Origin of the sequence: Nonomuraea sp. SBT364 (assembly GCF_001083785.1) — a bacterium.
In the GTDB taxonomy this organism is placed as follows: domain Bacteria; phylum Actinomycetota; class Actinomycetes; order Streptosporangiales; family Streptosporangiaceae; genus Nonomuraea.
Map to the genome: position 1 here is coordinate 1 of NZ_LAVL01000047.1, position 16,483 is coordinate 16,483.

At 65.6% G+C, this 16,483-nt stretch carries 23 protein-coding genes and 1 pseudogene; 13 read left to right on the top strand and 11 right to left on the bottom strand.

Annotated features, from left to right (window positions below; translation table 11 throughout):
* Positions 1-290, top strand: a pseudogene (locus ADY59_RS51560) (hypothetical protein); the annotation flags it as partial.
* A gap of 186 nt (positions 291-476) precedes the next feature.
* Entirely contained in the window at positions 477-2,690 is a 2,214-nt protein-coding gene (locus ADY59_RS21655) for a SulP family inorganic anion transporter (protein ID WP_049564894.1), read from the top strand.
* 156 nt (positions 2,691-2,846) lie between these two features.
* Here the strand turns inward: ADY59_RS21655 and ADY59_RS21660 are convergent, their stop codons facing one another.
* The 11 genes from ADY59_RS21660 to ADY59_RS48875 form a co-directional block, all read right to left on the bottom strand.
* Positions 2,847-3,527: a hypothetical protein gene (locus ADY59_RS21660; RefSeq protein WP_049564896.1), complete on the bottom strand. Its 681-nt coding sequence runs from the start codon at positions 3,525-3,527 to the stop codon at positions 2,847-2,849.
* A 111-nt stretch (positions 3,528-3,638) separates the two neighbouring features.
* Positions 3,639-4,298 (bottom strand): HD domain-containing protein, encoded by a 660-nt coding sequence (locus tag ADY59_RS21665; protein ID WP_049565023.1) that lies wholly within the window; start codon positions 4,296-4,298, stop codon positions 3,639-3,641.
* 4 nt (positions 4,299-4,302) lie between these two features.
* Positions 4,303-4,572, bottom strand: coding sequence for a DUF3817 domain-containing protein (locus ADY59_RS21670; RefSeq protein ID WP_197093773.1), 270 nt, complete (start codon positions 4,570-4,572; stop codon positions 4,303-4,305).
* Positions 4,569-5,051, bottom strand: a complete 483-nt coding sequence (locus ADY59_RS21675) for a hypothetical protein (protein WP_049564900.1) — start codon at positions 5,049-5,051, stop codon at positions 4,569-4,571. The genes ADY59_RS21670 and ADY59_RS21675 overlap by 4 nt, the downstream gene beginning before the upstream one ends.
* Positions 5,052-5,167: 116 nt before the next feature.
* Positions 5,168-5,614, bottom strand: coding sequence for a MarR family winged helix-turn-helix transcriptional regulator (locus tag ADY59_RS21680; RefSeq protein ID WP_049564901.1), 447 nt, complete (start codon positions 5,612-5,614; stop codon positions 5,168-5,170).
* A gap of 228 nt (positions 5,615-5,842) precedes the next feature.
* Complete coding sequence (locus ADY59_RS21685) at positions 5,843-6,139, bottom strand: hypothetical protein (RefSeq protein WP_197093774.1); 297 nt, start codon at positions 6,137-6,139, stop codon at positions 5,843-5,845.
* Positions 6,140-6,675: 536 nt separating this feature from the next.
* A complete protein-coding gene (locus tag ADY59_RS50165; RefSeq protein ID WP_156325641.1) occupies positions 6,676-6,996 on the bottom strand; it encodes a hypothetical protein in 321 nt (106 codons plus the stop codon).
* Between the two features lie 2 nt (positions 6,997-6,998).
* A complete protein-coding gene (locus ADY59_RS21690) occupies positions 6,999-7,313 on the bottom strand; it encodes a hypothetical protein (protein ID WP_156325642.1) in 315 nt (104 codons plus the stop codon).
* 689 nt (positions 7,314-8,002) lie between these two features.
* Entirely contained in the window at positions 8,003-8,530 is a 528-nt protein-coding gene (locus tag ADY59_RS50170) for a hypothetical protein (RefSeq protein ID WP_156325643.1), read from the bottom strand.
* A 76-nt stretch (positions 8,531-8,606) separates the two neighbouring features.
* Positions 8,607-9,233 (bottom strand): hypothetical protein, encoded by a 627-nt coding sequence (locus ADY59_RS50175; RefSeq protein WP_156325644.1) that lies wholly within the window; start codon positions 9,231-9,233, stop codon positions 8,607-8,609.
* Positions 9,234-9,881: 648 nt separating this feature from the next.
* Positions 9,882-11,051 (bottom strand): helix-turn-helix domain-containing protein, encoded by a 1,170-nt coding sequence (locus ADY59_RS48875; RefSeq protein WP_082310295.1) that lies wholly within the window; start codon positions 11,049-11,051, stop codon positions 9,882-9,884.
* 167 nt (positions 11,052-11,218) lie between these two features.
* On the opposite strand from ADY59_RS48875, the gene ADY59_RS21695 reads away from it, so the two are divergent.
* From ADY59_RS21695 to ADY59_RS47610, 11 genes are all read left to right on the top strand, one after another.
* Positions 11,219-11,536, top strand: coding sequence for a hypothetical protein (locus ADY59_RS21695; protein ID WP_049565027.1), 318 nt, complete (start codon positions 11,219-11,221; stop codon positions 11,534-11,536).
* A gap of 135 nt (positions 11,537-11,671) precedes the next feature.
* Positions 11,672-11,815, top strand: a complete 144-nt coding sequence (locus ADY59_RS50180) for a hypothetical protein (protein WP_156325645.1) — start codon at positions 11,672-11,674, stop codon at positions 11,813-11,815.
* Positions 11,816-12,034: 219 nt separating this feature from the next.
* A complete protein-coding gene (locus tag ADY59_RS21700) occupies positions 12,035-12,979 on the top strand; it encodes a hypothetical protein (RefSeq protein WP_156325646.1) in 945 nt (314 codons plus the stop codon).
* Between the two features lie 90 nt (positions 12,980-13,069).
* Positions 13,070-13,930 carry an FtsK/SpoIIIE domain-containing protein gene (locus ADY59_RS21705; protein WP_049564907.1) on the top strand — a complete coding sequence of 287 codons (861 nt, stop codon included), beginning with the start codon at positions 13,070-13,072 and terminating at the stop codon, positions 13,928-13,930.
* Between the two features lie 12 nt (positions 13,931-13,942).
* Complete coding sequence (locus tag ADY59_RS21710) at positions 13,943-14,146, top strand: hypothetical protein (RefSeq protein WP_049564908.1); 204 nt, start codon at positions 13,943-13,945, stop codon at positions 14,144-14,146.
* The gene (locus ADY59_RS21715) at positions 14,136-14,357 is read left to right on the top strand and encodes a hypothetical protein (RefSeq protein WP_049564910.1); all 222 of its coding nucleotides are present in this window, start codon (positions 14,136-14,138) and stop codon (positions 14,355-14,357) included. Before ADY59_RS21710 ends, ADY59_RS21715 begins: the two co-directional genes overlap by 11 nt.
* The gene (locus ADY59_RS21720; RefSeq protein ID WP_156325647.1) at positions 14,354-14,722 is read left to right on the top strand and encodes a hypothetical protein; all 369 of its coding nucleotides are present in this window, start codon (positions 14,354-14,356) and stop codon (positions 14,720-14,722) included. The genes ADY59_RS21715 and ADY59_RS21720 overlap by 4 nt, the downstream gene beginning before the upstream one ends.
* 91 nt (positions 14,723-14,813) lie before the next feature.
* Entirely contained in the window at positions 14,814-15,164 is a 351-nt protein-coding gene (locus ADY59_RS21725) for an RRQRL motif-containing zinc-binding protein (RefSeq protein ID WP_053175015.1), read from the top strand.
* Entirely contained in the window at positions 15,161-15,418 is a 258-nt protein-coding gene (locus ADY59_RS21730) for a hypothetical protein (protein WP_049564914.1), read from the top strand. The genes ADY59_RS21725 and ADY59_RS21730 overlap by 4 nt, the downstream gene beginning before the upstream one ends.
* Positions 15,415-15,894: a hypothetical protein gene (locus ADY59_RS51565; protein ID WP_063780730.1), complete on the top strand. Its 480-nt coding sequence runs from the start codon at positions 15,415-15,417 to the stop codon at positions 15,892-15,894. The genes ADY59_RS21730 and ADY59_RS51565 overlap by 4 nt, the downstream gene beginning before the upstream one ends.
* Positions 15,878-16,480, top strand: coding sequence for a hypothetical protein (locus tag ADY59_RS47610; protein ID WP_053175018.1), 603 nt, complete (start codon positions 15,878-15,880; stop codon positions 16,478-16,480). The genes ADY59_RS51565 and ADY59_RS47610 overlap by 17 nt, the downstream gene beginning before the upstream one ends.
* The last annotated feature ends 3 nt before the right edge of the window (positions 16,481-16,483 follow it).

The window sequence follows — 16,483 nt, forward strand, 5'->3', positions numbered from 1 at the left end:
CCGGCACCCCAACGGCCCCCGCCCGCGCCGTCTCGGCCTACGACGACGTGCTGTCCGCGCCGCCTCCGGTGCAGGCCCCCGCGCAGTCGTACGCGTACGAGACCGGCGACTTCACCAGCCCCGGCATGACCCAGCCGGGCCAGGCCGAGTGGCCGGAGCCGCCGGCGCCGGCCGGCGGGTGGCCGACCTACGGCGAGATGTACGGCACGCCCGAGCAGGGTGCCAGGCCCAGTGGCGGCGGACGCCGCCGGGCGACTCCCGAGCAGGAGTTCCCCGACTACTACCGCTGATCGTCACGGCGTCCGACAGCTGACCGGATCCCCGCCCCGAAGCTTCGGGCGGGGATCTTGTTCGTGCGCGGGCAAGTGCGTCGGGAGCGTCTTCATCCCGTACGCGAAGGCCGAGGCTTCGTGGCCCTTCGGTAAAACCCGTGATGGACGTCTCACGAGCGACGTCGGCGGCATTAGGGTTTGCGCATGATCCGCGTCACCAAGCGTAGCGTGCTGAGCACGCTGAGATACGACGTGCCTGCCTCGCTCGTGGTGTTCCTGGTCGCGGTGCCCCTCTCGCTGGGCATCGCGATGGCCTCGGGCGCCCCCTTCGCCGCAGGGCTGATCGCCGCCGTGGTCGGCGGGATCGTCGCCGGGGCGCTGGGCGGCTCGGCCGTGCAGGTGAGCGGCCCGGCAGCGGGCCTGTCGCTGGTGGTCGCGGACCTCGTCCAGACCTACGGCTGGCGGGCCACTTGCATGATCACCCTGCTGGCGGGGGCGGTGCAGCTGGTGCTCGGGGTGTTCCGGGCCGCCCGGGCGGCGCTGGCGGTGTCGCCGGCGGTCATCCACGGCATGCTCGCCGGCGTCGGCGTGGTCATCGCGCTCTCGCAGCTCCACATCGTGCTGGGCGGCAGCCCGCAGCGCTCGGCGATGGCGAACCTGGTGGAGCTGCCGGGTCAGCTGGCCGAGCTGCACGGCCACAAGATCGCGGTGGGCCTGCTGATGATCGGCGTACTGGTGCTGTGGGTCCGGCTGCCGAAACCGGTCAAGGCGGTGCCGTCGCCGCTGGCCGCGCTGGTGGTGGCGTCGCTGTGCGCGTGGGCGTTCGGCTGGGACGTCACGCGCATCGACCTGTCGGGCACGTTCACCGACTGGGCCTTCCCGGTGCTGCCGCAGGGCGACTGGCACGTGATCGTCGCCGCGGTGCTCCTGGTGGCGCTGCTGGCGGGGGTCGAGTCGCTGCTCTGCTCCGTGGCGGTCGACAGCATGCACAAGGGCCCGCGCGGCGACCTGGACCAGGAGCTGGCCGGTCAGGGCGTGGCCAACATGGTGACGGGCGCGCTCGGCGGACTGCCGCTGGCGGGTGTGATCGTCCGCAGCACCACGAACGTGAAGGCGGGCGCGCGCAGCCGGATGTCGACGATCCTGCACGGGGTGTGGGTGCTGATGTTCGCGCTGGGCTTCGGCTGGACGATCCAGCTGATCCCGATGGAGGCGCTGGCGGCGCTGCTGGTCTTCATCGGCGTGCAGATGGTCAACCTGGGCCATGTCCGCAAGGTGCACGGGCACGGCGAGGTCCCGGTCTACATGGTGACCATGGGCGGCGTGGTCGTGCTCGGGCTGGCCGAGGGCGTGCTGTTCGGGCTGGCCCTGGCGGCGCTGCTCGCCCTGCGGCGGCTGACGTGGGTGACGGTCCGGACGCGCAAGGAATCCGACGGACGCCACCACGCGACGATCTCGGGCTCGCTGACGTTCCTCGGCGTGCCGAGGCTCACCCAGGAGCTGCGCGCCATCCCCGCGGGCGCGTCCGTGGACCTCGACCTGAACATCGACTTCATGGACAACGCCGCCTTCGAGGCGCTCCACTCCTGGCGGCTGGAGCACGAGAGGTCGGGCGGCACCGTCGACATCGACGAGCTGCACGACGAGTGGTACACGCTGGCGGCCAGCGGCGCCCGCATGTACCCGGCCAAGACGCCGTCGCGGCCGCCGGACCGGTCGTGGCTGCCGTGGTCGCACCGGGGGCGCCGCAAACCGCACCGGATGCTGCCGTTGCACGGCGCGGGCGGGCAGGCCGACTGCCAGCTCACGGTGGGCGCGCGGGAGTATCACCGGCGCACGGCGCCGCTGGTGCGGCCGATCTTCACCGAGCTGGCGGGTAAGCAGCAGCCGACGCACCTGTTCATCACGTGCGCCGACTCGCGGATCATGCCGAGCCTGATCACGTCGAGCGGCCCGGGTGACCTGTTCACGGTGCGCAACATCGGCAACCTGGTGCCGCGCCGGGGCTCCGAGCCGCACGACGACTCGGTGGGGGCGGCGATCGAGTACGCGACCCAGGTTCTGGGGGTGCACACGATCACGGTGTGCGGGCATTCGGGCTGCGGGGCGATGGCGGGGCTGCTGAGCGGCGGGGTGAAGGCCGGCAGCCTGCCGGGGATGCGGCGCTGGCTGCGGCACGGCAATCACAGCCTGGCCAGGTTCATCGAGATGGAGGGCGACCGGCTCGACGGCGGTGCCCTGGACGTGCTCTGCCGGGTCAACGTCCAGCAGCAACTGGAGAACCTGCGCACCTACCGCAAGGTCGACGAGCAGGTCAGGGCGGGGCGGCTGAAGCTGGTGGGCCTCTACTTCGACATCGGCTCGGCGCGGGTGCACATCCTGCCGCCGGCGCCGTCGTCGCTCACGGTCAAGAGCTGACCGCAGGGCTGCCTGTGGGGCTGTCTGTGGGGCTGCCTGTGGGTATTTGTGCGCGGACGGTGGCGGCGGACCGGCCTACTGTCGGGTGCAGGTCCTCACTCCCAGGGGCCGGAGAGGCGGAGGCGCCTCCGCCTCTCGTCCCCGGGAGCGCCAGGGTCATGCCATCACCCGGGCGGGCACGGCCGACGGATAGTAGGCGGCCCACGCCTCGTCGCCCATGCGCAGCATCTTCACCCCGATCCAGCCGAGGGCGATGACCGGCACCGTCCAGAAGACCGCGGTCAGCGGCCCGTAGGAGACCGCGAACGATCCCACGTAACCGCCGGCGACCAGCGCGGGCGCCCACCAGCCGACGAACCCGGCCCGCCACACCGCCGCGATCAGCACCGGCAACCCCAGGAACCCGAGGAACATCCACGGCATCTGGAACCCGAACGTCACCCCGGGCAGGCCGAGCATCTCGTCGAGGATCCGCTGCGCCTCCTCCGGCGAGTGGTGCTGCCCCAGCCACCACTCCACCGGGTCGCTCAGCAGCAGCCCGGACAGCGAGAGGTAGCCGATCACCGTGCTCGCGCCCGCCACGTGCCCGAGCCTGACCGCCCTGCGCCGGGTGAGATGCACCAGCCCGAACGCGGCCACGGCCATGAGCATCCAGCTCCAGTGGTAGAGCACGGACTGGGTCTGGGCGAGGACCGGGTTGTCGCCGAAGCTGACCGCCTCGCGCTCGTCGCCCCACGTGCCGGGGTCGACGACGACGGCCACGGCCTGCAGCAGCGGCGCGATGATCAGCAGGATGCCCGCCGAGACGCGCCGGAAGGTCACTTGGTCGTTGAACATGCCGCAGACGTTAGGCCCGGCGGGCGGGGGCGGTCGTCAGCCCACGGGTTGATTGCCCGTCACCCTCGCGACGGAAGCGCGCGCCCGCACCGGGGCCGCGCGCTTCGCCGCTCAGCGCCGGTAGCCGTCGTAGTCGTCCCACCCGGAGGCCTCCATCAGCTCCCGCCAGGTCGGCCAGACCTGCCCGGTCACCTGGCGGACGAGCTCGCCGGGCATGCTGTACGGCGGCGCCTTCCGCGGTTTGGCGAGCGCCTGCCCGACGATGGCGTCGTGGAGCACGGCGGCGGCGTGCAGCCGCGGCAGCACGGCGTGGATGGCGTCGGCGTAGCCCGGCGGCAGGGCCGGCCCCTCCGGCCCGAGGTCGTACCCCGATCCGGCCATCACCAGGGCGATCTCCGGCCGCTTGCGCGCGGCGATCTCCGGGCACAGGTGCAGGGCGATCGCGTCCCAGACGATCTCTACCCGCTCGGGCGCCACCCCCTGGCCGGTGAGGAACTCCGCGGCCAGGTCGGCGCCGTCGAGGTCGAAGCGCTGCTCGCCGTTGCCCGGCTCGGTGAGCCCGGCGTCGTGCAGCACGCAGCCGAGCAGCAGCAGCTCGTCGTCGTAGTCGTGGCCGGGCCGCAGCCCCTGCCGGTCGCCGAGGAAGCGGCCGTAGAGGTAGGCGCGCATGCTGTGGTTGAAGATCGCGGGCTCCTCCAGGTCCCGGGCGAAGCGGACCGCGTCCAGCGTGAGCGCCGTCCAGGGGAAGGGCAGGTTTCCGTACGCGTCCATCACGTCAGCCTCCTTGGGAGTCGTTCCAGGGGATGCGGCGCACCGCGAGCAGCCCGCCGGCGCCGGGGACGGCGGCCCGCCAGCGGGCCCCGGACGAGGCGGCGGCCGGCACCAGCAGGGTGGTCACGATGACGGTGAGATAGGCGGAGCCGTGCAGCGGCCCGCCGAGCGACGTGATCACCCCGTTGTGCACGGTGAACACGTTGACCAGCAGGACCACCAGGGAGACGGCCTCGACGACGGCGGCGACGCGCAGCGTCCGCTCCACGCTCACGCGCCCCCGTCCGAGCCGGGGCGCACGATCATCAGGACGACGACGACGGCCCAGAGCAGGTTGTACACCCCGGCGAGCATGGTGAGCGGGCGCAGCCGGTCCCGGTCGCCGGGAGTGGCGAGCGCGTCGCGCTGCCGGGGGTGGATCTGCAGCGCCAGCAGGACCCCCGCGGCGGCGGTGAGGATCATCGCGAGGGTGATCCAGATCTCGCCGGTACGTCCCTGGACGAAGGCCAGGACGAGCCCGGCGGCGGGCACGACGACGCCGAAGAGGCTGTATCCGCGGGTGATGCGGTGCAGCGCGACGGCCACGGCACGGCTGCGCTCGTCCGCCCCCGCCGGGGCGCCGCCCTGTGCTGGTACGGCGGCGGGCACGGCGGCGACGGGCACGTATCGCGGGAACAGGCTGGTGGCGACCGCCGAGCCCCCGATGAAGACGATCCCGGCGAGCACGTGCACCGACAGCAGGAAATCTTCCATGAGTTCTCCTCACGACCTTCAGGATGCCTGAAACCTAGCAGACAACCTTCAGGGTGCCTGAAGGAGGGCTCCGCGTGTGAGGCACGGACCGGCGTCCGGCCGGGAGAAGCGTGAGGTCAGGACGCGGACAGGCCCGCGAAGGCGGCGCGCACGGCGTCGCCCACCTGCCGCCGGATCGGGTCCGCCCCGGGGCCGAACATCCGGTCGTCGACCTCGCTCACCGCCGCCCGCGCCGCTCTCAGCAGGCGGCTGCCCTCGGGGGTGAGCTCGATCGCCGAGGCGGAGCCGGCGCGCGCCGTGGTGTCGTGCACCAGCCCGGCCCCGGCCAGCGCCTTCACCGCCCCGTGGACGCTCTGGACGGTGATGCCCGACATCCGCGCCAGGTCGCTGAACGACACCCCGGGCATGGCGGCGATGTGGCCGAGCAGCCCGAGCCGGCTGACCGTGAGGTCGAGCGGCGCGAGTGCGGCGTTGAGCTCGGTCTCGATCTGCCGCGCCAGGGTGAGCACCACGATGGAGGTGCTCCGCACGGGGGCCGCGGTGGGACCGTTCTCGTTACTCACCGCCCCAGTCTCCCCTACCTCCCCCGGCCCACCGGCTCAGGGGAACGGACAAGCCCGCTGGAAGCGGGGCCGGCTCACTTGGACACCTACGATCTCGCGACTCGTGACAGACCGGCCGGTGATCTGCGGATAAGGAGGGATTACGGCGGGAGCTGCGGGAACGGCGCCATCATTGGACAGTGCTTGCCGACCGCTGTCGACGTGCCCCCGCTACGCCCTTTCCGTCAGTCAGCGCAGGAGATCGAGCCGTTCCCGCGCTCGTTGCCGTTCCTCGTCGGTGAAGAGCTCCGCAAACTCGTCCTTCAGTACGTGCGCCTCAACCGAGAGGTCCAGCCGGCCGTGGCTGCGGAGGGTCTCGAAACCGTCGGACACCTGGTCACTCCACAGGAGTAATTTGGCGGTCGCGAGGCCGCCGCGATTGGAGACCATCTGGATGAAGCGAGTCGCGTTGTAACCAAGGTCCCGCTTCGCCGTGTGATAGATCTCCACCATCGCCTGGTGGAACTGGAGCTCTAGGGCATCCACGCGTCACCTCCCCGCCTGCTTCGAACGTCTCACGCCGACAGCCATGGAGTCCACCGCGAGGCCGGCTGCGGGCTCTCCAGGTGGGTCGGCAGAAGCTGCTGAGCACCGCCTCGTCGTCTCGAGCTCATGGCGTGAGGATGATTCAGGGTCGGCACGGCGGCCGCAGGATCCGTACGTGCCACGGTTGCCGCTGGTAGCCCGCGAGTTCGCTGACGTGTTCGTACCGCAGGCACTTCGAAATGGGTTATAGAGGCCGCCCATCAATTCCCGACTGCGCAACCCCAAGAGGCGGCCATATGTCGTCGATCAGCGTGACTGATCGAATGCTCTGCATCCTTATACACGCAAGGTTGACTTCGCTGATGAACATCTACGAGCAGGACGCTTTGCCAGTACGGCGCTCGCTGAGGGCGCGCCCATCTCGGAGTGTCGCGGCGGTCGGGGCATGAGTCCATCACCACGACCGTGGGTCTTCACGGCAACCTGGCGCCTGAAGCCGGACAGCGTGCGCGCGCAGCTACAAGCGAAGTGTTTGATCAGACCTCTTCCCGAAGGTCGTGTTCGGACAGGTCGGCCAGGTCGAGAATTTTGATCAATTCAACCTCAGGAGGGTCTTCTGCCGGCCAGAACCGGATCGTGACAACCAGACCTTCTCTCGGCCAGATGGATATTGGTCGAAGAATGGTTGGATCGTCTGCCAGATCTTCAGTCCAGTACCATCGATTCGGCCAGGCTCCGGTTCGGATGGTCTCAAGCACTTTTGCGACAAGCTGATGATCTCCTTCCTTACAGCTGGCCGAGTTCCACCACCTTGCGAGCACCCGATCGCTTCCCGCCTGGAGCCGAAGCTCCGCCATGGCTACTCCATGAGTCGGTTGAGCACCTCATTGATGTCCAGCGACTCACCCGCGCCCGCGCGATCCTTCGAGGCACTCCTTACCGCTTCGACATAATCAGGATTGCCGCGCAGACGAATGGTCGCGAAGAGATTGTTTGCGAAATGCACCAGGTGGTCAACATTCTTGGTTCGCTGGAAGGCCAGCGTGGCACGGTAGGTGCTACGGAGGAGCTCCCTCTGTTCGGTGGGCGCCAGCCCATCAATTGCTGCCATTGCACGCTCGACCGCTGGGTCATCATGTGAAACAGAACCGGCCGGGAGGAATTCCGCGTTCATGTCTCCCTACTCCGTTGTGTAGTTGGTCCATCGGGTTTGCTGCGAACAGAGACGGCTGCTGATGCTCCCGGCAAACGACGGGGTTGCCGAAAGGGGACACCTTCCTGCACCGACCATGAGCAATCCGGGGATCGAACGCCTATTCGATGTGACAGTACGCCTGCGGGTCGCCGCCGTGCCAGAGTCGCCCACGGGCCTTACCTTCGCGTAAGGGAGCTCCCAGCCGGCACCTCTGAACCGATCCGGTAGGAGATGTAACCCGTGCTGCGCCCACGAGCGTCAGGCCGAAGTGCCCCGATGTGCCCTGCGCATGCGCGCCGGCTGTTCCATGCCGGGCCAGGGCCGCAAATAGGTGACGAGCCGGCCTGTAGGCCGGGTTCTGTTCTAAGCGATTCGCTGACCTTGGCTTGCTTCGCGATCTCGGTTCTGAGCTGCGGAAGCACCTCTCAGCAGTTGTCAGCAGCTTCCGGCGCTTCTTGGGCTGTGGCGGAACAGAGACGGAACAAGATCCACCGCTCACCGTGGCTGCGGTGCCCGTCTACCCGGTAACTGGGACTCGAATAGGGATCTTGATGTTCTGATGCACAAAGGTTGGATACAGCAAAGAGAGATGCAGTTTTCGTTCTGATTCTCTTAGATCCCTTGGCTAATCAACAGCCTAGACCTGATGCTTGGTCGTGAAGGTTTTCTTAATTATCATAGGGGCATCGGCTGGTCCTAGTGTAGACGCAGATCTTTTCGCGACCATTAGAATCACGCCAGGCCGAGGATCGGATGCCTCCATGGTGGCTGCATGTACCGCTCCCACTGGATGGTGATCGCCAGCCGTCAAAGCAAATGAAGGCTATTAGCCTCCATTCGATTTGCGGTATCGTCGCGCGTTTATATTGAAGGTTCGCCTGGGCGCCCTTTACTTCGTCCTCAGTGAAGCAGGAAGGATCGCTCAGGACGATGTTAGCCCAAAATTTCCACAACGCGTCTGTTTCAGCAAACTGCGTATCGAGTTCGGCTAGCTGACTATCGAGCTCATCGAAAGATTTGGGATGGGATTGATTGACCCCAGTGCGGCGTTCAGTGATTTGTTGAGTCACTTCGGCCCGCAGCTTGGTTGCTGCTGAGTGTAATGGTGCGCAGCGGTTTTGTCGTTCGATGCGGACATAAGTGCCGATTGACCAGAGGAGGAGCAGGGCCACAGCGCCAACGACCCATTTTTTCATTTATGAACACCTTCAGCATTCCTTGATCACGCAATGATTGTTGGGTATTTTCTCGCCTAAATAACACCCCGGCAGATTACTCTGATTGAGTTGATTTTTGGGTGCCGATATCGCGCAGAAGCCTCAATTCTTCTAGCGAAGGATATCCGGATATTGATACGCGAGGTGATTTCTTGCGCTTGATGGCTTTTTTGAGGATGAACTTGCTTTTCTTCTTGTATGAATGAAACCAGGAGTTTGTATGCATCCCCATATCTGAGTGCATATGCACTTTGACCAAAGTCCATAGGTCGATGGCATCCTGTTGTATCGAATTCCAGGCTTTTGCGTCAGTGGTTTCGATCAACTCAGGCAATAGCATTATTCGTTTTGAGCATATGAGCATGTACCTCACCAATGAATCGTTCAGCATATGTGAGCCAATTAAAGAGATAGTACTTTGGTTCCATTTGTTTCCCGAGGCTGCAATGAATGCTCGATATTTGTCAGGAATTAGATCTTTCTTGTCGTTAAGTACTGCTTGTTCGAGTGAGACAAAGGCTTCTTCTATTGCCTGAATTTTGTCGAGTGTTTGGGCGTAATGAATAAGGCGTTGTTCGCGAAGCCATTTCCGGGCTTCATTGTCTCGCGTTAAGCGTGCGCCATATGCGATTCCAATCAAACCCGCTATGAGTGGAATTGCGATATTGAGTGCCTGCTCCATGCCTAGTTGTCCGTTCTGGGCGTCCGGTGACAGATGGGCTATAGTCACATATCCGAAAGGGATCAGTCGGTGTTACGTCACTCGGCCATAAGGACACCTTTTTCAGCTGGCCTCTCGGCCCATCCCGTCTGCCGTCGACCCACCGCAGGGCGGCAGCGGGCCGGCGACGGAGGTGCAAGCCTGGCCTGGCGTGTCCCTTCGCCTGGGCACCTTCCTCGGTCATGCGATGCCAACGGTCACGGCCGGGCTTGCGGCGGAGGAGGCGGTCTGCTGGGCTTGCCTGGGTCGACGGCAGACGGGATGGGCTTTCCACCTTAACCACCCACCGCCGACACGAGCGCACGCTCGCCCATCCCGGAGCCGGAGCGCCCCCGCCGGAGGCACGTAGTAAGGCCAGCCCCGTGACCGCCACCGCGTGCGCCGACCAGCTCGACCCCGTGAGCAGAGTAGTGCGCCTTCGAATGCGGCCCTGCCCTCGTCCGCGCCAGCCGACCGGCGTTTTGCGGGTCGGGCATGGAGCCCAAGTGGAGTGCCCGGCCCGCGTCGCGTCGGCGGCGCGTGCGGCCCGGTCAGGGCCGCTTTAAGTTTGTAGAGAAAGTTCTCACAGCCCTCGGAATGACAGGCAGACCCGGGAAGCGGTGATAGCGGCTACCGGAGGGACCGCAGCAGCTCGCGAAACTCTTCGGTCTCGGGCTCATTGGAGTAGCGTTTCTCAAGCACTGCGTCCAGTTCCCCAGCAACCATGAGAAGTGAAGGAATCGACTTCCGGCCGGACTCCAGCGCTTCTCGTCCTAGCGAGATTGCTTGGTCGAGATTTCCGTCTCGCGCTGCTGCTACTCCGAGCGTGAGTTGGGCTTCCGCTCTACGCATCGGAGCACGGATAGTTCCGTCTGGCCCGACTGAGTTTGCCAGCACCACGTTCGCGTGCGTGACGGCAAGGGAATCCTCCCCCGCAAGTCGGTAGGCGTCCATGGCGTAGAAGTCCCACTTTGCAGGGTCCACGATGAAGTGATTATCTGTACGCTCAGGGACTGGGAACTTGTTGAGTACGGCATGACCTCGTTCAAGAGTTGCACGTAGCTTGCGAGAATCACCAATACGTGCGAGAGCCTTCGCTTCTTGAGCGATGAGCTGGACAACAACGGAGTGATTGCGGCTGATGTCCTGTGCTGCACAGGCGGGGCCGATAACGTCTCGGTACCTGCCCTGAGTGAGTGCGAACCAGGCAGACATTTCATGAGACCAGCCAATGATCTCCGTGTTGCCTGCTTCCTCCCCGAGCTTGTGAGCAGCAGTTCGGGTGACTTCAGCAGCCGTCCTAAGGCCCATGTCGTACTCCAGGCACCCAACAAGCAAAGCTAGCCAGCCGGTGGCGGTGAGGAGCTCGGTGTGAGCCTTAAGGCCGACCGGTTTACGGAGCATGCCCGCTATTCGGCGCAGCCATTCATGCGCGTCATTTCTCAAGCTTTCCGCATCGCGATAGGCGTACTCGCAGCCAAGCTCAAAGATCGTGGAGTGCAGAGCATCGATCGTTATGGCATCCGTGTCCGATTTGTGGATTCGACTGATTAGCTCAGCAGTCTGCCAAGGGCGAAGGTCTCTGTTTGCTGCGATGTCAGCGTGAGCTGCAGCGATGAGGTCGCCGCGTGCGTTCAAGGCAACATCGCACGCACGAGCCACTTCTTCAGACGGTGCCTTTTTGCCCGTTTCAAGCCGGGAAAGGTATCCCTTGTCGTATTTCACCTGCACAGCAAAACGGGATAGAGAGAGGTCGCGCTCAAGGCGGAGTTGCCTAAGCTTGTCACCGAAGATCGCCATACTCACCACCCTACGTGCAGCTTTACCGTTGCCTCAATTGTCTTCAAGGGGTAGGCAACAGTAGGCATCGGACAACAACTACCAGTCTACGTCTGGCGACTGTTCCATGGAGCTTGCAAGGGAGTTCGCACCACAGGGGTGCGGCCCTCGATTCGGAGGTGAGCTTCGTGAAGCTCTTGATCGATGTCACCGGCAAGTCGTTCATGGTGACGAAGGAAGCGGTCGAGAAGTCCGACCAGAACGGGCGTCAGAAGTCCGAGCGGGAGACCGGCCGACCGATGTGGGTCACGCAGGTCATGGCGCTGGACGAGACGGGCGGCGAGATGATCAACGTCACCACGGCCGGTGAAAGGCCCACGGTGAGCGTTGGTTCTCAGGTCGCTCTGTTCAAGCTGGAGGCACTGCCTTGGGCGACCAACGGTCGCAACGGCGTGGCCTTCCGCGCGGCTGACATCAAGCCCGCTGGTGCTCCGGTCAGCAAGTAGACCGCAACGCCCTTCAGCGCCAGGAAAGCGGCGTCATCGGTGATCCATGTAGCAGGTTCTCACCTGCTGCTGCGGAGCGATTCGCTCCAGTTCGAGCCATCACAATCCCGGCCATCAACGATCTAGGAGGTCGTTATGGGGATCAACATCGGCGGCAAGGACGTGGTTTGTCCCGAGTGTGAGCAGAGGGACAACTTCCAGATCACGTCCATGGACTCGCGCGGCGGAGAAGTTACCTGCCTCGCCTGCGGCAACCACTTCTACTTCACCGCGAAGTAGCCGCGTATCAACGCCCTTCACCAGGGCTTGATCATCTCTGACCGGAGAGCTTCCACTACCTTTCCGGCCTGATTTCTCAGTCGTTGGGATCGGTTCTGACTTTCGAGTGAGGACCGATCTCTGCGGCAACTCCCGGGATAACGCAAGCGGGACCGTATCGCCCACTACAACGCACGGCCCCGCTCCCAACCCCCCGCCCTCGCAATGAGGAGGAGAGCCATGTCTAAGCGTACCTTCGGGACGCACAACCACAACAGAGGCGGCACCGGCCGTCGTGGTAGCTCTGTCACGGTCGTTCAGGCCAACGTGCAGTACAGCTACCTGCGCACCGCGAAGATCACCTTCTATGTGGTCCTGGCGGTCGTCGGCATCTTCGCCGCCGTCATCGCCGCCTACTACCTGCCCCCGCTCGCCGCCGTCCCGATCGGCCTGGTGGCCGGCACTCTCATCGGCGGCCTCGTGGCGTCCATCATCGCCATCTGGCCCGTGCTGCGCGCCATCTGGTGGTGGCTGCCGGAAATCGCCCTGCTCGTGCTGCTGATCGGCGGCTGGGTGTATCTGCAAGGCCAGACGAACCCGCTCATCACCGGCGCCGCTTACGCCAGCGTCATCGCTGGATGCGGTCTGGTTCCCGCCTCGCGTCGTTACGTGATCGCGCTGCTGTGGTGTCTCATCGTCCGGCACCGGCTGCGCACCTGCTTTACCTCCTTCCTCCCCACGGACCGGCATGGCCACCTGCCGTTCATCGGTCTGGCCAAGCCCATCCCGGTCGGGGAACGCGTCTTGGTCTGGCTACGTCCGGGCCTGTCGCTGGATCAGGTCGAATCCCAGCTCGGCAGAATCGCCGTCGCCTGCTGGGCCGCCTCGGTCACCGTGACCAAGGCACGCACCACGAATTCCGCCGCCATCTATCTGGACATCAAACGTCGTGATGTCCTCGGCGGCCTGGTCGGCTCCCCCCTCACCGAGGACCTGCCGACCGATGTCCCGGCCATTACCCGGCCGATCGCCACCGTTCCGGCTCAGCTTGATCTCGCTGACGTGCCGGACACCGACGACGCTGAGCCTGCCGAGCGTCCGGCCAGAAAGGCCGGCCGACCCCAGGCCGTAGGCGGCACTCCCGCCAAGACGGCCACGGACAACCCTGACCTCGACTGGATCTGACGCGTCGTCCGCTACCGGGAGATTTCTCGTTCCATTCCTCCCGGTAGCACCTCTTCACATCGCATCTGACACGTAAGAGGTGACGCTGCCATGCACCCGGCTGTTCCTGACCTTGCGGCCACGATCCCGGTAGCGCCGTCGATGTCCATGTTCGACCCGGTGTTCATCGGGATCAACGAATCCGGCAACCCGGCCTACCTCGACCTGGTGTATCACAACCTGCTGGACGCCGGAGAACCCGGCGGCGGCAAATCCGTACTGATCCAAAACCTCGTCGGGCACGCCTTCCTGTGCCACGACTTCACCCCCGTCCTGCTCGACCCCAAATGGGTCGAACTGGGGATGTGGATGGAAGCTGCCGAAGCATCCGGCGGCGTCTTCGTCGGCCCCGACATCGACCAGGCCCTACGCGTCCTGCGACGCCTGCAAAAGGTGATGGACCGCCGCTACTCCTGGCTCGTCGCCCACGGCCGCCGCAAGTTCCTGCCGAGCGACGCCATCAAAGTCATCGGCGTCTTCATCGACGAACTCGCCTACTACACCGCCACCATCGGCACGCCCGAGCAGCAGAAAGAGTTCATCGCGCTCGTCCGCGACCTGGTCGCACGAGGCCGCGCCTGCGCCATGCCGGTCATCGCCGCCACCCAGCGCCCCAGCGTGGACATCATCCCCACCTCGCTGCGGGACCTGTTCGGCTACCGGGCAGCCTTCCGCTGCACCACCCCCAACAGCTCCGACATCATCCTCGGGCACGGCTGGGCCTCGGCCGGATTCAACGCCCAGGCCATCAGCCCGCAAACCCCCGGCGTCTTCTACCTCATCGCCGAAGGCGGCATCCCGCACCTGGTCAAAGCCGCCTACCTCACCGACGCGCACATTCACCAGCTCGTCGACTACGTCACCTGGATCCGCCGCAACGGCGACCAGGCCGCCGTACCTCTCGCCGCCTGAACGGAGAACACCATGCACCACCACACGGTCCCGGCCCTGGAAGAGGTGCCCTGGCCCGACGAATCCCCCAGTGACGTCAGCGTGGAAACGCTGCCTCTGTGCTGCATCGAATGCAGCAACAGCAGCTTCACCGAGATCACCATCACCACCGACCAGGGTCACGAGAACGCCCTGGAATGCACCTGGTGCGGGGAGGTGTACCTCGATGCTCGCTGAGACCCACCCCAGCATCGTCACCCCCGAAATCGCGTGGCTGGAAAGCCCGCAGATCATCCAGCACACCCGCTGGTACGACGCACTCAGCCGCCCCTACACCTGGCAGCTGCCCATGTTCTGGCTCAAGAACGACCTCGACAACACTCCGGCGACGACCGCGATGACCGTCCCGGCATCCGCCTACGACGACCCCCAGTGGAGGCCGCTGTGATCCACAAGGCATACCACCCCAACGGCAGCCCCGACCTGCGCAACTGGACCGCCCAGTGTGACAACCGCTGCCCCAATACGGTCGCCCTGCTGGAGGCGACACCGGCCGGCTGGGTCATCGGCCACCGCGACAACGGGCGCTGCTACTGCCCGCCCTGCGCCGAGACGCTCGCCATGTGCCTCATCTCCTGGGCGCTGGTCTGCCCGATCTGCCAGTCCCCCTGGCTCATCTTCGGCACCGACAGCAACGGCATCGCCGACCTCGTCCTGTGCGACGGAGAGTGCCGCACCACCTACCTGATCACCGATGGCTGGCACTGCGCCTGCTGCGGCGACCCCATCGTCTTGCCTCACGGCACTGACTGAACACATACGCGAGGGCCGGACCTCTCGCCAAAGACTTCCGGCCCCCGCTTTCAGCTCACTCCCAGCGACCAAGCAAAGGAGCAGAACTGTCATGCACTCTATTCCCGCGTCCGCTGCCCGGATACCGCAGCTCGAACAACTCAACGCCACCCCTGGCACCCGAGTCGTCTTCTACGACCCCACCGGCAGTCAGTACAGGTTGCCCACCTATCCGTGGAAGTGGGCCCCCAAGCACCTGAAGACCCGACGCCAGCTCACCGCCCTCGGCCTGCGCCCTGGCGGACAAACTCCCGTCGCCCAGATCCTGTGGCGCAAAGGCGGCCGGGTCGCCTACCTCTACGACGTCACCCGCGCGCTGCCCAAGCGCAAGCCCACTGACAAGCAGCTGGCCGCTCTCGACAAGGCCACGCGTGTACGTCTCAGTAAGCGGAGCGCCTCATGAGCCGCTCCATCGAAACCCCGGACTACGCCGCGTTCCTCAAGCGGATCATCCGCGCCTACAGCAAGCGCATCGCCGAAGGCGACATTGAAGCTCTGGCCGACCTCGCTGGCGTCGTCGCCGAACTCGACCACGCCATCGCCCAGGCCGTCACCGAGCTTCGCGCCGACTACGGCTACTCCTGGGCCGACATCGCCCGTCCTCTCGGCATCACCCGCCAGGCCGCTCAACAGCGCTGGGGCGGTGAACGCCCATGAGCGCGGGAATCGTCTACCTGCTGCATTTCGAGCGGCCATACAAGCACGCCCGTCATTACATCGGCTGGACTCCCGGCGACGTGAGCCGCCGCCTGCGCCAGCACCGTAACGGCACCGGCGCCCACCTTATGAAGGTCATCACCGCCGCAGGTATCGACTTCGCCCTCGCCCGCACCTGGACCGGCGGACGCAACCTCGAACGCTCCCTCAAGAACCGAGGCGGAGCCTCACGCTGCTGCCCCCTGTGCGGCGTCGCACCCCGTGTCACCGGCTGGAACCAGCCCGAACACATCGCAGCGGACGCCATCACGCCCTACATGCCCGACCTCGTGCCGGCCATCTGCGCGTGCGACCGCATCACCCACATCGCGGCCCCGCTACTCGCCACCGCCTCGATCACCTGCACGGACTGCCATCACCCCGTCGTCCCGCAACGACGTGACGCCCAGGAGGAACACCATGTCCTCACCCGGTAACCGAACCGAACGCATCGAATCGACGGTGCAGCTCGTCATCCTGCTCCTCGTCGGCCTCATGGCCGGAGCAGCCTCCTTCACCCACGTCCACGACTGGACCATGGCCAACAGCCCCGCCGGAACCGGCGAATGGTTCGGCTGGGCCAACGCCGTCATCTCCGAACTCACCCCCACCGCCTCCGGCCTGGAAGTCCGCCGCCGCAAGCGCAACGGCCAAACCATCGTCTACCCGATGATCGTCCTCATCGCCTCCGCCGGACTGTCCATCGCGGCCCAAATCGCCGTCGCCAAACCCCACCCCACCGGCTGGCTGATCGCCGCTATCCCCGCCCTGGCCTTCCTCGCCCTTACCAAGCTGGTGCTTTCCCGCACCCCCACCCGACCGGCGACACCCGACACGGCCGCAACCGCCATCGCGCCGGAGCCCGACCCGGAAACCACACCGGAAACCCTGCCCGAACCTGCGGAAGCGCCCTCCGGCCACGAGCGCCAGGACCACGCGCCCACCGACCGCACCCTCCAGGAGCGGACCCCGGCCCTGCCGGTCCTGCACCTGCCCACCCCCGCCCTGGAAGGACAGCACTGACCC

Excerpts from the sequence above, each read along its gene's own strand:
- ADY59_RS48875 (WP_082310295.1), bottom strand. The coding sequence starts at position 11,051 with ATGGCGATCTTCGGTGACAAGCTTAGGCAACTCCGCCTTGAGCGCGAC.
- ADY59_RS21675 (WP_049564900.1), bottom strand. The coding sequence starts at position 5,051 with ATGGAAGATTTCCTGCTGTCGGTGCACGTGCTCGCCGGGATCGTCTTC.
- ADY59_RS21725 (WP_053175015.1), top strand. The coding sequence starts at position 14,814 with ATGCACTCTATTCCCGCGTCCGCTGCCCGGATACCGCAGCTCGAACAA.
- ADY59_RS21700 (WP_156325646.1), top strand. The coding sequence starts at position 12,035 with ATGTCTAAGCGTACCTTCGGGACGCACAACCACAACAGAGGCGGCACC.
- ADY59_RS50165 (WP_156325641.1), bottom strand. The coding sequence starts at position 6,996 with ATGGCGGAGCTTCGGCTCCAGGCGGGAAGCGATCGGGTGCTCGCAAGG.
- ADY59_RS50170 (WP_156325643.1), bottom strand. The coding sequence starts at position 8,530 with ATGAAAAAATGGGTCGTTGGCGCTGTGGCCCTGCTCCTCCTCTGGTCA.
- ADY59_RS21715 (WP_049564910.1), top strand. The coding sequence starts at position 14,136 with ATGCTCGCTGAGACCCACCCCAGCATCGTCACCCCCGAAATCGCGTGG.
- ADY59_RS50175 (WP_156325644.1), bottom strand. The coding sequence starts at position 9,233 with ATGGAGCAGGCACTCAATATCGCAATTCCACTCATAGCGGGTTTGATT.
- ADY59_RS21730 (WP_049564914.1), top strand. The coding sequence starts at position 15,161 with ATGAGCCGCTCCATCGAAACCCCGGACTACGCCGCGTTCCTCAAGCGG.
- ADY59_RS21655 (WP_049564894.1), top strand. The coding sequence starts at position 477 with ATGATCCGCGTCACCAAGCGTAGCGTGCTGAGCACGCTGAGATACGAC.
- ADY59_RS21705 (WP_049564907.1), top strand. The coding sequence starts at position 13,070 with ATGCACCCGGCTGTTCCTGACCTTGCGGCCACGATCCCGGTAGCGCCG.
- ADY59_RS51565 (WP_063780730.1), top strand. The coding sequence starts at position 15,415 with ATGAGCGCGGGAATCGTCTACCTGCTGCATTTCGAGCGGCCATACAAG.
- ADY59_RS47610 (WP_053175018.1), top strand. The coding sequence starts at position 15,878 with ATGTCCTCACCCGGTAACCGAACCGAACGCATCGAATCGACGGTGCAG.
- ADY59_RS21710 (WP_049564908.1), top strand. The coding sequence starts at position 13,943 with ATGCACCACCACACGGTCCCGGCCCTGGAAGAGGTGCCCTGGCCCGAC.
- ADY59_RS21690 (WP_156325642.1), bottom strand. The coding sequence starts at position 7,313 with ATGAACGCGGAATTCCTCCCGGCCGGTTCTGTTTCACATGATGACCCA.
- ADY59_RS21665 (WP_049565023.1), bottom strand. The coding sequence starts at position 4,298 with ATGGACGCGTACGGAAACCTGCCCTTCCCCTGGACGGCGCTCACGCTG.
- ADY59_RS21660 (WP_049564896.1), bottom strand. The coding sequence starts at position 3,527 with ATGTTCAACGACCAAGTGACCTTCCGGCGCGTCTCGGCGGGCATCCTG.
- ADY59_RS50180 (WP_156325645.1), top strand. The coding sequence starts at position 11,672 with ATGGGGATCAACATCGGCGGCAAGGACGTGGTTTGTCCCGAGTGTGAG.